This window comes from Pseudomonas tremae, from assembly GCF_001401155.1.
GTDB lineage: Bacteria > Pseudomonadota > Gammaproteobacteria > Pseudomonadales > Pseudomonadaceae > Aquipseudomonas > Aquipseudomonas tremae.
The window spans coordinates 23,237-37,005 of the sequence record NZ_LJRO01000058.1; the positions used below are offsets into that span (position 1 = coordinate 23,237).

The window sequence follows — 13,769 nt, forward strand, 5'->3', positions numbered from 1 at the left end:
ACCATGTTTCTTGGAATCGACTGCGGCACCCAAGGCACCAAGGCGCTGGTGCTTGATGCCGAAAGCGGCAAGGTACTGGGCGAAGGCTCGGCGCCACACAGCCTGATAAGCGACCATAATGGCCGCCGCGAGCAGGACGTGCAGCAATGGCTGGATGCGCTGCAACAGGCCGTCCGCGAGGCACTGGCCCTTGCCGATGTTTCCGGGCAGCAGATTCAGGCCATCGGTGTGTCCGGCCAACAACATGGTCTGGTGCTGCTTGATGATCGAGGGCAGGTGTTGCGTCCGGCCAAATTATGGTGTGACACCGAAACCGCTCCCGAAAACCAGCGCCTGCTGGATTATCTGGGCGGAGCACAAGGCTCGCTGGACCGTCTGGGTCTGGTGATTGCTCCGGGCTACACCGTATCCAAGCTGCTCTGGAGCAAAGAGCAGCATCCGCACGTGTTCGAGCGCATCGACAAGGTGTTACTGCCCCACGACTACCTCAACTACTGGTTGACCGGGCGCAGCTGTACCGAATATGGCGATGCGTCGGGCACAGGCTATTTCAACGTACGTACGCGTGAATGGGACTTGCCACTGTTGGCCCATATCGACCCGAGCGGGCGTCTGGGCAAGGCTCTGCCGCCACTGATCGAAGCTGATCAGCCGGTTGGCACCCTGCGCCCCGAGATAGCCCGATTGCTGGGGCTCAATCCGGACGCGCTGGTTTCCAGTGGCGGTGGCGACAACATGATGGGCGCAATCGGCACCGGCAATATTCAGCCGGGGCTGATCACCATGAGCCTCGGATCGTCAGGCACCCTGTATGCCTATGCCGATCAGGCGCAGGTCAGTGAGCATCAATCTGTCGCGACGTTCTGTTCGTCATCCGGCGGCTGGCTGCCATTGATCTGCACCATGAACCTCACCAACGCAACAACTGCCTTCCGCGAGCTGTTCGCGCTGAGCATCACTGAGTTCAACCAGAAAATCGCCAGTGCCCCGATCGGCGCTGAAGGCGTGCTGGTATTGCCCTTCCTCAACGGCGAACGCGTACCTGCCCTGCCCGACGCCACTGGCAGTATCGTCGGGCTGGACAGTACCAACCTGACCCAGGCCAACCTGTGCAGAGCGGTGGTCGAAGGCACCACCTTCGGTCTTCGCTACGGGCTGGACCTGCTCCGCGACAGCGGCATACGCAGCGAAAAGATCCGCCTGATTGGCGGCGGTTCGAAAAGTGGCGTATGGCGTCAGATAGTGGCAGACATCATGGACACACCGGTGATCTGCACCGACCACTCGGAAGCGGCGGCGCTGGGTGCTGCGATCCAGGCCGCCTGGTGCTGGTCGAAGGCCAGCGGCAAGACCCTGGAACTGCAACAGATATGTGAGCGCTGTGTGAGTCTTGATCAGGCCAGCGAGACCCACCCCGTTGCGCGCAATGTGGCCGCGTACCAGCAGGTCTACCAGTCTTATCAGGCACAAGTACGTAACATCTGACCCCTGTACTTTTTCATGGAGCACTTATGTTTCTGGTTTGCGGCGAAGCACTGTTCGATATTTTCACCCGCGCTGACGACGGCAGCTCGCTCAACAGGCTGGGGTTTGACGCGATAGCCGGTGGCTCACCGTTCAACGTTGCCATCGGCTTGCGCCGTCTGGGCGTGGAAGCAACGTTTTTTGCCGGGATCTCCACCGACTACCTGGGCCGCCGTCTGCGCGCGGTGCTTGAGGAGGAAACGGTCGACACCGCCAATTTGGTCGATTTCGACTCGCCCACTACGCTGGCGATGGTTGCAGTGGGCAATGATGGCTCGCCCACTTACAGCTTCCGCGGTGACGGTTGTGCGGACCGGCAGTTGCGCATGGAACACTTGCCTGAAATGAACGAACACATACGCGCAATTCATGTGGGTTCGTTCTCGTTGGTGGTGCAGCCGATTGCCGACACATTGCTGGCACTGGTGGCTCGCGAAAGCTCTACGCGCCTTATTTCCCTGGACCCCAACGTACGTCTTAACCCTGCGCCGGATATCCAGCGCTGGCGCAGCCAGATTGCCCTGTTTGCCGAGCACGCTCACTTGATCAAGGTAAGCGACGAAGATTTACACCTGCTGTATCCGGAAAGCGACCCACAGCAGATCGCCGAGGGCTGGCTTGGCAAGCGCACGCAACTGGTGATCGTCACACGCGGCACTCAAGGCGCCAGCGTCTTTACCCGCCAGCACGGCACCTGGTCGGTACCGGCCAAAACCGTGGTGACGGCCGATACCGTCGGTGCCGGAGACACGTTCCAGGCCGCCCTGCTGACATTTTTGAGCGAAAGACAGCTGGACACGCCAGAGGGTCTGGCGACTCTGTCTAGAGAAATGCTGGGCGAGATGCTGGAGTTTGCCGTCGGTGCAGCCGCGCTGACCTGCACGAAAGTAGGCCCGGACCTGCCGTATCGGCATCAGTTGGGTTGAAATGGCTTATTAAATGCTACCGCCATACATCCGCTCCAGCTGCGGTGCATGGACGATAGTCTTGGTGAGCACGCTCACTGCCACATTGACAGAGCATTCCAGTCGAGAAGGCCAGAACCCTCTCCTTACAGAATGGACACTCGGATTATGGGAGTGAGCTTACTTACGAAACGGCCATCACAGCTGCCGGACAAGCCACTGAGTTCAGTGACTGTCAGGCCACCATGCCGGCCTTGATACCTCTGATGCGCGTATTGATATCATCAGCAACATCATTCTGCTTATCCTTGAGCGCGTCCTGGACTTTCTGGTCGATGGCCAGTTGGTCCTGTGGCGTCATGGCGTCGTAGTTTTTCTGGGTGACGCCCGTCAGCTTCTCGCGCACTTTCTCTTCGGCTGTCTGCTTCAGAGAATCCATGAATTTCTGTTGTACCGAATCCGTCGATGCCGTGTCAGAGGCGCTGGCGGCGTTGGCCACTGAACCGATGAACCCGTTATCGCGGTCTCCCGTCTTCTCCGACAGTGACGTATCACCGGCAGACTTCAGGTTGATCATCATCCGGGCAAAGGATTCGTTGTAACCATTGTTGTCCTGCTTGCTGTCCTGCGATGCTGTATCGCTGGCTTGCGCAACGACCGGTGCCGGACCTGAACTCAGGCCAGCGGAGGCAACCGCGCTGAAAGCATCCTGAGACACCTCATCCACGGTCTTGCGCCCGACGACCGCTCGGGAAACAAGTTGCTCAAGCGCACTAGTGCCAATAATCATTTCTTCACCTCTTGATGAACATGCTGCGCAAGTTCAACAGCAAGTCCAGTGCCAAGTGTGCAATAAACCATCAACCGCTTGATTTCATTGATCTTGATTTGAAGACACAGCACGCCGACCGTCAAAAACCGGGTGTAACTTGCCGACTGCGGCAAGCCTTCGCCGGGAAAACAACGTTGTCAGTCCGATTCGCCGACCGCGTCGAATTTCAGTTGCCCGATGGGCATTGGTGCAGAGAAGTAGTAGCCCTGGGCTTGCGCGGCGCCGATTTCGCGTAGCAACTCCAGGGTTTCAAGGTCTTCGACGCCTTCGGCAACCACTGCCAGGTCAAGGGATTCAGCCATGCGCACGATAGCGCGGACGATGGCCCGGCTGCGCACGCTAGAAACCAGTCCGAAAATAAATGACTTGTCGATTTTCAAACCGCTGAAATGGTACTGATGCACGTAGCTGAGGGACGAGAAACCAGCACCGAAATCATCCAGCATGACCGACATGCCCTGCTCTGCCAGCAGCTTCATCGACAGCCGTGCTTGATCCGGATCAGCTACCAGAGCGCCCTCGGTCAGCTCCAGACACAAACGCCGAGGGGCTACCCCGTGCTCGGCAAGCATCGCCAGAACTTCGGCCGAGAAGGTCGGCCGGGTGATGCTGTAGCTGGAACAGTTCACGTGCACAGGCGGCCAATGGCTGTTTTCCGGCTGCGCCAGAATGGTGATGACCTGCTTGAGCATGTAGAGGTCGAGACGTCCGATCAGGCGCAGGCCCTCCAGTGCAGGCAGAAAACTCTCCGGCGCGATGATCTGGCCATCGGGTGTGCGCCAGCGAATCAAAGCCTCGAGCGCTCGCAATTGCCCGGTTTTGACGCAGACAATTGGCTGAAAATAAGGGATCAACTGATCCGTGCATTTCAGCGCGGTGCGCAGTGCACCTTCCTGCTCGACCTGGTCAAGAACCTCTCGGCGCAGTGCCTGATTGAACACCGCGAAGCTGTCACGTCCGCCATTCTTGACCCGGTACATGGCCGTATCGGCATCGCGCAGAAGGTCCGCCGGCTCTTGATGGAACTGGCTGTCGGCGCCCACGACGCCAATGCTGCAGGAAGAAAAAACCGTGTGGTCGTCAATCACGAACGGCTGTTCGAACGCGCTCAGAATGCGTTGCGCGATGTCAATGCCGGTCTGCAGCGGCGCATCGATACTCAGTACCGCAAACTCGTCACCGCCCAGCCGCGCGAGCAAATCACCCTCGCGCATGCAACTGCGCAACCGCTCGGCCGCCTGAATCAGCAGAATGTCACCGCAGTGATGACCAAGACTGTCATTGATCATCTTGAAACGATCCAGATCAATGAACATGACACTCAACTGCTGGCCGCTCAGGCAGAATTCCTGCCAGGCCTGCTTGAGGCGATACTGCAGATGACTGCGATTGGGCAGCCCGGTCAACGAGTCGTGGGCGTTTTCATATTGCAGCCTGGCATTGGCCTGATCGAGCTCGCGGGTCCTGTCGCGCACCCGTGCTTCGAGGCGCAGATTGGCCGTATGAATGGCTTCTGCCGCATTGCGGCGAGACAATGCGGTATCGATATGGCGGGATACAAATGTCAGAAGCTCCTGATCGCGCTGGGTATAGCTGACGTCCTTCGAGTAGCTCTGGACCACCAGTACACCACGCACCTGATCGCCATCGAACAAGGGGATGCCCAGCCAGGAAAAAGAGGGCGTCGGGTCCTTCTGTACTTCGATCTCTCCGAGGCTTTCGAGCCTGCGGGCATCCTGGTAATCGATAAGGCAAGGTCGCCGCTGACCGATCACATACTCCGTGAAGCCTCGCTGCCCGCGCCGGGAGCGAGGCGGTACAGGTCGGTATTCGTCGATGTAATACGGAAACGTCACCTCGCCTGTGGTGCTGTCGTAAAGCGCGATATAGAAATTCAGTGCAACCAGCAATTCACCGACGATCATGTGCAGGCTGTGGAACAGCTCGTTCATGTCGCCAGGCTGACTGGAAAGCTCGGCAATCTGGAACAGCGCATTCTGCAAATGCTCGGCGCGCTCCCGGTCTTTCACTTCCTGCCTGAGCGCATCGTTGGCTGCGCAGAGCTGCTGCGTGCGCAGTGCCACCATCTGCTCCAGATCGTTGCGTCGCAGCAGACGCTCCAGGGCCATGGCGACATAGCGCGAGACAACCGCGAACAGTGCCCGGTCCTGGGCGCTATACACACGAGCCACGTCATACACCTGCATCGCCACCATGCCGAACACTTCATCCGAGGCGTTTTTCAACGGAACGCCCATCCAGAACTCGGGGAGACGTCCGTAGCAGAAAAAACGGCCCTCATTTGCAGCCAGTTCGATGCACGAAGCATGAAGAAACAAGGGCTGGCCTGTACTCAGGACATACCCGGTCAGGGAGATCCGCTGAGGATCGATGAACTCGAACGTCTCGGGGGCCATCGCTTCGTCATCGAAACGGTCGATGTAATAGGGGTAGGTGATCTTGCCGCACTGTGCGTCGTATAACGCCACGTAAAAGTTTTCGGCATCGACCAGCGTGCCCAGTTGCTGATGGATACCTTGCAGAAAGGCACGACGATCAAGCGGCGAGCTTGCCAGAAGGCTGATTTCATAAAGCGTCTTCTGGGTATTCTGTGCCCTGATCAATGCCGCCGTCTGCAACAACGCACCCAGCCTGCTGGCCAGTTCCACAAGTTGCGGATGATCTTTCTCGGCCATCGGTGCCAGCACCCAGCCCAGCGCGCCTTCCCCATGACCGGCGATGCGGCGGTAAAGCTGCAACTGATCACAGAATGCATCGAAGTCCTCTAGCGCGATATGCCCCGGCCATACAACGCGGTCATCCCCCTGACCCAGCAAGCATTTGAGCTCACCTGCTGCGTAGGCCGCCCAGGCGATATCCGGCATGTGCGCTCGCGCTGCGTTCAGAACCGCATCGATGGAGCCATCATCCGAGCCGTCGGAGCTGTCATTCGACGCCTCTTCGCAATTGGAGACAACGCTCGGGCACAACTCTATGGCCAGATTTGAGACAGTCATTGAAGCACCAGATGCATAAACCGACGGCAGTCATTTTTGAAAACCATGACCAGAGGTGACAAGCGTGTTGCCACATTGTTGCAAAGTTCATTCCTTTTTGGCAGAGCTCATTCATTCGCTCATGCGGGTATGTGACGCCGGGCACTATCCGGCAACAGGACCGGTCAGATTCAAGTGTGATGTGAAGCCCGTAACAGCCTTGAAGCACACGATGCTGCGCTGCCCCGCGCGGCCTCACGCTCGATTCCCTTACTGAACAGGTGACAGTGATGATCAAGACCTACAGCTATGCAGCGCAATCCGCAAAAGAAGCGCTCAAGCCCTACCAGTTCGAACGCCGTGCTCCTGACGCCGATGATGTGCAGATCGACATTCTCTACTGCGGCGTGTGTCACTCGGACCTGCATACGGCCCGTAATGAATGGCACAACACGCTGTATCCATCGGTTCCCGGTCACGAAATCGTCGGCCGGGTGACAGCGGTCGGCGCCAGCGTCACGCAATTCAAAGTCGGCGATATTGCCGGCGTCGGCTGTATGGTCGACAGCTGCCAGCAATGCGCATCCTGTTCCGAAGGTGACGAGCAGTACTGCGAAAGCGGTTTTACCGGTACCTATAACGGCCCGGTATTTGGCGGCGAAAACACCTTTGGTGGTTACTCCGACACGATCGTGGTCAAGGAAAAATTCGCTCTGCGCGTGTCGCACGATGCCAATCTGGCAGCGGTCGCGCCTTTATTGTGCGCAGGCATTACAACCTATTCGCCGCTGCGCCACTGGAAAGTCGGTCCGGGCATGAAAGTGGGTATCGTTGGCCTGGGCGGCCTTGGCCATATGGGTGTGAAGATTGCACACGCGATGGGCGCCCATGTCGTACTTTTCACCACATCCCCCGACAAGCGCGAAGATGGCCTGCGCCTGGGTGCAGATGAGGTAATCGTGTCCAAGGATCCCGAGCAGATGGCAACTCAGGTCAACCGTCTGGACTTCATTCTTAATACAGTCGCTGCGCCTCACGATCTGGATGCCTTCCTGTCACTGCTCAAGCGTGACGGCACCATGACACTGGTGGGCGCACCGGCTGAGCCGCACCCCTCGCCCACCGTTTTCAATCTGATATTCAAGCGCCGCAGCCTGGCGGGCTCGTTGATCGGCGGCATTCAGGAAACCCAGGAGATGCTGGATTTCTGCGCCGAACATGGCATCGTTTCGGACATTGAAGTGATTGCCATGCAGGACATCAACGAAGCTTATGAGCGGATGCTCAAAGGTGACGTCAAGTATCGATTCGTCATTGATATGGCCAGCCTCAAACAGGAAGCGTCTGCTGCCTGAATGTCGCCCTTTTGAACGGAGAATAGGTGCCAGGGACGGCAACTTCTGCAAAAAAACTTCGCCGTACGTCGCACAACAGGAACTGCTCCACCGCATCTTCACACTTACGTCCCATACTCTGAAAACATATCAGCGATCACACGCCGTTTTGATGGCGCCTATGCCTGTCCTGAAACTTCCCCGGCGATGGACAGCTGATAACAATGAACTTTTTATTACAATTCAGTGACTACAACTTAGCCCCAATGGGGTCTCAAGTTCACAGAGTCCTTGCAGATATTGATGTGAATGGACGTTTAACAGGTGAATGGATTATGAAACAGCGCGCGACAGTCATCTGCAAACGTGACGGCCAAGTGCTTTACGTACGCAAACCGAAATCCAGATGGGCGTTGCCTGGTGGCAAGATCGAATCCGGAGAAACACCCGTTCAAGCCGCGGTACGCGAATTGAGCGAGGAAACCGGCCTTGAGAATCTCGACCTGCTGTACCTTGCGGCCTATGAAAAAGACAAAGTCACTCACTATGTCTTCGTCACGCAGGTTCCCAGCTCCATCGAGCCCTCGCCGCAAAACGAAATTTCCGCCTGCAAATGGTTTGCGCCGAAAAACCTTGGCGACCTCAAAGCCAGCAGCGCTACCAAGACCATCGTCAAATCATACGCCCTGCAAGCCTGAGCCTTGCCAGGCAAGACAGGCGGCATTAAAGGGAACTGCACTGATCGGGTTGAACCGCTGGGCCTGATGCTGTTCTGAAGCAGCAGACGGTCCATTTACTTCACCCCCGTCTCAGGAGATCCCCATGACTCAGACCGCCCTGGTTGTTGGCGCAAGTGGCATTGTCGGCAGTGCAATCACCCAATTGTTGCTCGAACATGATTGGCAGGTAGCCACGCTCTCCCGCAATCCATCGGCCCGACCCGGCGTGATTCCGGTTTCCGCCGACCTTCAAAACCCCGAGTCCGTCAACGCGGCGCTGGCAGATCTGAAGCCCACTCACGTCTTTATTACCACCTGGTCGCGTCAGGCCACCGAAGCTGAAAATATCCGCGTCAACGCCGCCATGGTGCGCAATGTGCTGGATGCTCTCCGGCCTGCAGGCAGTGTGCAGCACGTGGCACTGGTCACCGGGCTCAAGCACTACCTCGGCCCGTTTGAGGCTTACGGTAAAGGCACGCTGCCGCAAACTCCGTTCCGGGAAACTCAGGCGCGTCTGGACATCGAAAACTTCTACTACGCGCAGGAAGACGAAGTCTTTGCCGCTGCCGAGAAGGATGGCTTTACCTGGAGCGTGCATCGCCCACACACCGTGACAGGCGTCGCCGTCGGCAACGCCATGAACATGGCGACCACACTGGCTGTCTACGCTTCCATCTGCAAGGCCACTGGCCGGCCATTTGTGTTCCCCGGCTCGCGCGTGCAGTGGGACAGCCTGACCGACATGACCGATGCGCGTCAGCTGGCCCATCAGCAGTTGTGGGCTGCCACGACACCGGCGGCAGCTAATCAGGCTTTCAACATCACCAACGGGGATGTATTTCGCTGGAGCTGGATGTGGGGCCAGATCGCTGAATACTTTGGTATCGAGCCTGCAGCCTTCCCGAATCAGCCTGCCCCGCTGGAAACCCAGATGGCCAATGACCAGGCAGCATGGACGGACATCGTCCGTGAGCATCAGCTCAAGGAAGCGGATATCAACCGACTGATCTCACCGTGGCACACCGACGCCGACCTGGGTCGTCCGATCGAAGTGGTCACAGACATGTCGAAAAGCCGCAAACTGGGCTTCACTGCGTTCCAGGCAAGCGATGATGCGTTTTTCAATGTCTTCGAGAAACTGCGTAGTGACCGGCTTATTCCCTGAGACAGGGTGACTGCTGGTCTGACGACTCCCTTGCCAGCAGCTGGCATGGGAGTCACCATCGCTTAGCGTAAAAAGCGCACAAAAAAAAGGGTCAACCTCTCGGTTGACCCTTTTTTTTACCGCCCAGCAGAGCGGATTTTGTTTGGTAGGCGCGATTGGACTCGAACCAACGACCCCCACCATGTCAAGGTGGTGCTCTAACCAACTGAGCTACGTGCCTACTGTGGGTCGGCATTCTACGGATATTCGAATACCTGTCAAATTCTTTTTTGCAGTAACTCTCTGAATAATTGAAAATTTTTAGCCTGGTCAACAAACGTAAAACATAAAAAAGGGCCAACCTTTCGGTTGACCCTTTTTTCACCGCCCAGCAGAGCGGATTTTGTTTGGTAGGCGCGATTGGACTCGAACCAACGACCCCCACCATGTCAAGGTGGTGCTCTAACCAACTGAGCTACGTGCCTGCTGTGGGGCGGAATTTTACGGATATGGACATATATGTCAACCTGTTTTTTGCCTAACCCTATGAATTAAAGCGTTTTTTGCAAAATTCTGCGCCTCGACTGTTTTCGCCGGACGCTGGCAGAGCCTTGGCATCTCGGGTACGATCAGCGCCATCGTCAAGAATATTAAACGGAGCATCAGGATGGCAAATACGCCCTATCCCCAGTCCTATTACGCCGCTTCAGCCAACGCTGCGCCGCAACGCCCAGCCCTGCAAGGCGAGGTCGAAACCGACGTGTGCGTCATAGGTGCCGGCTACACCGGCCTGTCCAGCGCCCTGTTCCTGCTGGAGAACGGGTTCCGGGTGACGGTGCTCGAAGCAGCAAAGGTCGGGTTTGGCGCATCCGGGCGTAACGGTGGTCAGATCGTCAACAGTTACAGCCGTGATATAGATGTGATCGAACGTACGGTAGGCCCACGCCAGGCGCAGCTGTTGGGGCAAATGGCTTTTGAAGGCGCGTCCATCATTCGTGACCGGGTTTCGCGCTATGGCATTCAGTGCGACCTCAAGGATGGCGGCGTGTTTGCAGCCATCACCAGCAAGCAACTGGCGCATCTGGAAGCTCAGCAGCGATTGTGGGAGCGCTACGGCCACAACAAACTCGAGTTGATGGATAAGCGACGGATCAACGAGGTGGTGGCCTGCGACCAGTACATTGGTGGTTTGCTGGACATGACCGGCGGTCATATTCACCCCCTTAATCTGGCGTTGGGTGAAGCTGCTGCCGTTGAAACGCTGGGCGGTACGATCTACGAGCAATCTGCAGCAATCCGCATCGAGCGCGGTGCCAGCCCGGTGGTCCATACCGAGCAGGGCAAAGTCCGGGCGAAGTTCATTATCGTCGCCGGCAATGCCTATCTGGGCAATCTGGTCCCGGAGCTGGCTGCGAAATCGATGCCGTGCGGCACCCAGGTCATTGCCACCGAGCCGTTGAGCGATGAGCTGGCTAAAACCCTGTTGCCGCAGGATTACTGCGTCGAGGACTGCAATTACCTGCTGGATTACTACCGACTCAGTGCCGACAAGCGCTTGATTTTTGGCGGTGGCGTGGTCTATGGCGCGAGAGATCCGGCCAATATCGAGGCGATTATCCGGCCGAAAATGCTCAAGGCGTTCCCGCAACTCAAGAACGTCAAGATCGACTACGCCTGGACCGGTAACTTTCTGCTAACCCTGTCGCGCCTGCCGCAGGTTGGAAGGCTCGGCGAAAATATCTACTACTCACAGGGTTGCAGCGGGCATGGCGTGACATACACCCACCTGGCGGGCAAGGTGCTGGCCGAGGCGCTGCGCGGTCAGGCCGAGCGTTTCGATGCATTCGCCGACCTGCCCCACTACCCCTTCCCCGGTGGCCAGATGCTGCGCACGCCGCTCACTGCATTGGGCGCGTGGTATTACAGCCTGCGTGATCGACTGGGATTCTGACCAGCAACCGGCAGATCAACGGCACCTTCAAGATGCCGTTTTTGTTGATTTCATTTAACGCCACGCTCCAGCGTTCTTCTGGCCTCGCCTGCCGCCTGCTCCTGACCCGCCTTTGCCAGCGCGTCGGCCGCCTGCAGCCATCGTTGATGATCGACATTCGCAGGCAGCTGGCGAGGTGCTTGCACCAGCACCGCCCAACCGCCTGCGTCTTGCCAGGCTGAGGCAAAGCTGCTGAAGCTCATCGAGTAACGACGGTCCATTCCCGCGTTCAGCAAGACGGTTTGCTTGATCCGGTTGTAGCCGATCAGCACCGCATAACGCGGCCCTTTCCAGAACGCGGAACCCTGCGCAAAACGCAGCATGACCGGGTAGCCTGCCGAAACCTGAGCCAGCAGCTCCTGCAACTGGCTGTCGAGCGGGTAGACCATGAAGCCATATTCCCTCGCGACCTTCTGCATGTTCTGCTCCAGCCGGTCTTCGGCACCGGGCAGTTGCAGTGGTTTGTCGAGCAGACCGGGAGTGGTCTGTACCTGCTGATTGGCCAGCATGCTTGCCAGCACCATTGGCCCGCTCTGGTACGCGTTACCCCGGAAGAACGGCACCGACGTCAGTTCGACACGGTCAGGCAGGCGTTTCATCTGCGTCGTAACCATGGATGAACAACCAGCAAGGCTGATGATCAAGGCCAGCACCAGCCATGAACGTCTGGCGCCAGCGGCGCCGTCAATTAAAGAATCCGACAACATGCTTACTCACTTCAACTGATGTCGGGCAACCTGCGACCCGACCTAGGCTCGGATAATAGAGCCGTCCGGGGCTCGGGTATAGCGTTGTGCAGAGGCCCGTTGAGCGGTCCGCAACTAAATCGGTCATAGCCCGATGCCATTGGTCAACTAACCGAAACATGCTTCGTACTAGAATGTCAGTTATCAAGACCGTAGCAAAAGCAGGATGTGGAGGCACTTATGAGCCTGGAACTGACAATCGTGATGCTGATCGCTTCGTGGCTTGCTGTGTCGAGCGCCATGCTGTGGGGGGTAATGCGCATCTCGCGTCGCCATCATCCACGCAGCAGCAGGCCGCTCTTGGTGCAGAAACCCGATCTGACAAAACATGTAAAAAGGCAATCTGCCGTGGCTGGCTGAACACGCTCGCCATGCCAGGGCGTACGCAGACGATGCCTCGAACGCAAAACGGTCGACTCAGTTGCCTGGGTCGACCGTTTTTTTTCAGCCAGTTCGTCTATCAGCCATGTGATAAACGAGCAGCCTTTCGGCGTCTTGCTCTGCGCACCAGCATGTTCAGCCCTTCAATGGCGGCCGAGAACGTCATGGCAGCGTAGATATAACCTTTCGGTACGTGGGCACCAAACCCTTCGGCAATCAACGTCATACCGATCATGATCAGGAAGCCCAGCGCCAGCATGACTACCGTAGGGTTGTCATTGATGAACTTGGCCAGCGGGTTTGCAGCTACCAGCATCACCACCACGGCGCTCACTACCGCAATGATCATGATAGGCAAATGCTCGGTCATGCCCACAGCGGTGATGATGCTGTCGATAGAGAACACCAGGTCCAGCATAAGGATCTGCACGATCGCCGCGCCCATACTCAACGCCACCACCGAACCCAGGGCTTTCTCTTCGTCCGTCTTGACGTCCATGCTGTGGTGAATCTCAGTGGTCGCCTTCCAGACCAGGAACAGGCCACCGGCAACCAGAATCATGTCTTTCCAGGAGAACGCCTTACCGAACACCTCGAACACAGGTTCTGTCAGTTGCACGATATAGGCGACAGTGCTGAGCAGGCCCAGACGCATGACCAGCGCCATGCCGATGCCAAGCTTGCGGGCCTTTTCTCGCTGATGTTCCGGGAGCTTGTTGGTGATGATCGAAATGAAGATCAGGTTATCGATGCCCAGCACGACTTCCATCACAACCAGTGTCGCAAGGGCGATCCAGGCTGCCGGACTTGTCACGAGTTCCAATAGGTATTCCATAGATCACTGCCCTGCCTGAGCCAATAGTTTCACGTTAGATTTCTTTATCGGACTTTTTATCGTTTTCAGCCGAGCCTGGTAGCGGCTCGAGTACTGAAAGTTCCTGTTCGGCCTCGTCAAGCAACTGGGTGGCGGCTTTGTGAGTATCGTCTACTGCTTGTTTCGCCGTATTTGCAGCGGTATCAAGCACCTGCTTTGTCGACGACTCTATCTGATCGCATCCCGCTATGACCACCAGCGAACAGCTCAAAAATGCAGCACAAATGGATTTATTCATGGATTCCTCACCAGACAAGGCCGGACGATATTTCTGGTCCGGCGTTAGAGGCGCATTCTAGACATCTTGAAACATCAGTAAAATTC

The 13,769-nt window shown here is 57.2% G+C and carries 12 protein-coding genes and 2 tRNA genes; 7 read left to right on the plus strand and 7 right to left on the minus strand.

What is annotated here, in order from left to right:
* The first annotated feature begins 3 nt into the window (after positions 1-3).
* Entirely contained in the window at positions 4-1,485 is a 1,482-nt protein-coding gene (xylB, locus tag ALO43_RS03965) for a xylulokinase (RefSeq protein WP_054997142.1), read from the plus strand.
* A 26-nt stretch (positions 1,486-1,511) separates the two neighbouring features.
* On the plus strand, positions 1,512-2,450 hold the full coding sequence (locus tag ALO43_RS03970) for a carbohydrate kinase family protein (RefSeq protein ID WP_024690011.1): 939 nt from the start codon (positions 1,512-1,514) through the stop codon (positions 2,448-2,450).
* 214 nt (positions 2,451-2,664) lie between these two features.
* Here the strand turns inward: ALO43_RS03970 and ALO43_RS03975 are convergent, their stop codons facing one another.
* Positions 2,665-3,219 (minus strand): hypothetical protein, encoded by a 555-nt coding sequence (locus tag ALO43_RS03975; protein WP_005892989.1) that lies wholly within the window; start codon positions 3,217-3,219, stop codon positions 2,665-2,667.
* A 179-nt stretch (positions 3,220-3,398) separates the two neighbouring features.
* On the minus strand, positions 3,399-6,278 hold the full coding sequence (locus tag ALO43_RS03980) for a bifunctional diguanylate cyclase/phosphodiesterase (protein WP_054997143.1): 2,880 nt from the start codon (positions 6,276-6,278) through the stop codon (positions 3,399-3,401).
* Between the two features lie 269 nt (positions 6,279-6,547).
* Here ALO43_RS03980 and ALO43_RS03985 point away from each other — a divergent pair, with 269 nt between their 5' ends.
* The 3 genes from ALO43_RS03985 (at position 6,548) to ALO43_RS03995 (ending at position 9,475) form a co-directional block, all read left to right on the plus strand.
* Entirely contained in the window at positions 6,548-7,612 is a 1,065-nt protein-coding gene (locus tag ALO43_RS03985) for an NAD(P)-dependent alcohol dehydrogenase (RefSeq protein WP_005892993.1), read from the plus strand.
* A 314-nt stretch (positions 7,613-7,926) separates the two neighbouring features.
* A complete protein-coding gene (locus ALO43_RS03990; RefSeq protein ID WP_005892995.1) occupies positions 7,927-8,289 on the plus strand; it encodes an NUDIX hydrolase in 363 nt (120 codons plus the stop codon).
* A 124-nt stretch (positions 8,290-8,413) separates the two neighbouring features.
* Positions 8,414-9,475, plus strand: a complete 1,062-nt coding sequence (locus tag ALO43_RS03995) for an SDR family oxidoreductase (protein WP_005892996.1) — start codon at positions 8,414-8,416, stop codon at positions 9,473-9,475.
* 143 nt (positions 9,476-9,618) lie between these two features.
* Here ALO43_RS03995 and ALO43_RS04000 read toward each other — a convergent pair.
* Both ALO43_RS04000 and ALO43_RS04005 read right to left on the minus strand, forming a co-directional pair.
* A tRNA-Val gene (locus ALO43_RS04000) sits at positions 9,619-9,695 on the minus strand.
* Positions 9,696-9,862: 167 nt separating this feature from the next.
* Positions 9,863-9,939: transfer RNA gene (locus ALO43_RS04005), tRNA-Val, on the minus strand.
* Between the two features lie 182 nt (positions 9,940-10,121).
* Here ALO43_RS04005 and ALO43_RS04010 point away from each other — a divergent pair.
* The gene (locus tag ALO43_RS04010) at positions 10,122-11,405 is read left to right on the plus strand and encodes an NAD(P)/FAD-dependent oxidoreductase (RefSeq protein WP_005892997.1); all 1,284 of its coding nucleotides are present in this window, start codon (positions 10,122-10,124) and stop codon (positions 11,403-11,405) included.
* Positions 11,406-11,455: 50 nt separating this feature from the next.
* Here the strand turns inward: ALO43_RS04010 and ALO43_RS04015 are convergent, their stop codons facing one another.
* Positions 11,456-12,151, minus strand: coding sequence for a hypothetical protein (locus tag ALO43_RS04015; RefSeq protein WP_054997144.1), 696 nt, complete (start codon positions 12,149-12,151; stop codon positions 11,456-11,458).
* 219 nt (positions 12,152-12,370) lie between these two features.
* Here ALO43_RS04015 and ALO43_RS04020 point away from each other — a divergent pair, with 219 nt between their 5' ends.
* Positions 12,371-12,550, plus strand: a complete 180-nt coding sequence (locus tag ALO43_RS04020) for a hypothetical protein (RefSeq protein WP_005892999.1) — start codon at positions 12,371-12,373, stop codon at positions 12,548-12,550.
* A 100-nt stretch (positions 12,551-12,650) separates the two neighbouring features.
* Here the strand turns inward: ALO43_RS04020 and ALO43_RS04025 are convergent, their stop codons facing one another.
* Positions 12,651-13,406, minus strand: coding sequence for a TerC family protein (locus ALO43_RS04025; RefSeq protein ID WP_005893000.1), 756 nt, complete (start codon positions 13,404-13,406; stop codon positions 12,651-12,653).
* A gap of 34 nt (positions 13,407-13,440) precedes the next feature.
* Positions 13,441-13,683: a hypothetical protein gene (locus ALO43_RS04030; protein ID WP_024670593.1), complete on the minus strand. Its 243-nt coding sequence runs from the start codon at positions 13,681-13,683 to the stop codon at positions 13,441-13,443.
* Between the last annotated feature and the right edge of the window lie 86 nt (positions 13,684-13,769).

Excerpts from the sequence above, each read along its gene's own strand:
- xylB (WP_054997142.1), top strand. The coding sequence starts at position 4 with ATGTTTCTTGGAATCGACTGCGGCACCCAAGGCACCAAGGCGCTGGTG.
- ALO43_RS03970 (WP_024690011.1), top strand. The coding sequence starts at position 1,512 with ATGTTTCTGGTTTGCGGCGAAGCACTGTTCGATATTTTCACCCGCGCT.
- ALO43_RS03975 (WP_005892989.1), bottom strand. The coding sequence starts at position 3,219 with ATGATTATTGGCACTAGTGCGCTTGAGCAACTTGTTTCCCGAGCGGTC.
- ALO43_RS03980 (WP_054997143.1), bottom strand. The coding sequence starts at position 6,278 with ATGACTGTCTCAAATCTGGCCATAGAGTTGTGCCCGAGCGTTGTCTCC.
- ALO43_RS03985 (WP_005892993.1), top strand. The coding sequence starts at position 6,548 with ATGATCAAGACCTACAGCTATGCAGCGCAATCCGCAAAAGAAGCGCTC.
- ALO43_RS03990 (WP_005892995.1), top strand. The coding sequence starts at position 7,927 with ATGAAACAGCGCGCGACAGTCATCTGCAAACGTGACGGCCAAGTGCTT.
- ALO43_RS03995 (WP_005892996.1), top strand. The coding sequence starts at position 8,414 with ATGACTCAGACCGCCCTGGTTGTTGGCGCAAGTGGCATTGTCGGCAGT.
- ALO43_RS04010 (WP_005892997.1), top strand. The coding sequence starts at position 10,122 with ATGGCAAATACGCCCTATCCCCAGTCCTATTACGCCGCTTCAGCCAAC.
- ALO43_RS04015 (WP_054997144.1), bottom strand. The coding sequence starts at position 12,151 with ATGTTGTCGGATTCTTTAATTGACGGCGCCGCTGGCGCCAGACGTTCA.
- ALO43_RS04020 (WP_005892999.1), top strand. The coding sequence starts at position 12,371 with ATGAGCCTGGAACTGACAATCGTGATGCTGATCGCTTCGTGGCTTGCT.
- ALO43_RS04025 (WP_005893000.1), bottom strand. The coding sequence starts at position 13,406 with ATGGAATACCTATTGGAACTCGTGACAAGTCCGGCAGCCTGGATCGCC.
- ALO43_RS04030 (WP_024670593.1), bottom strand. The coding sequence starts at position 13,683 with ATGAATAAATCCATTTGTGCTGCATTTTTGAGCTGTTCGCTGGTGGTC.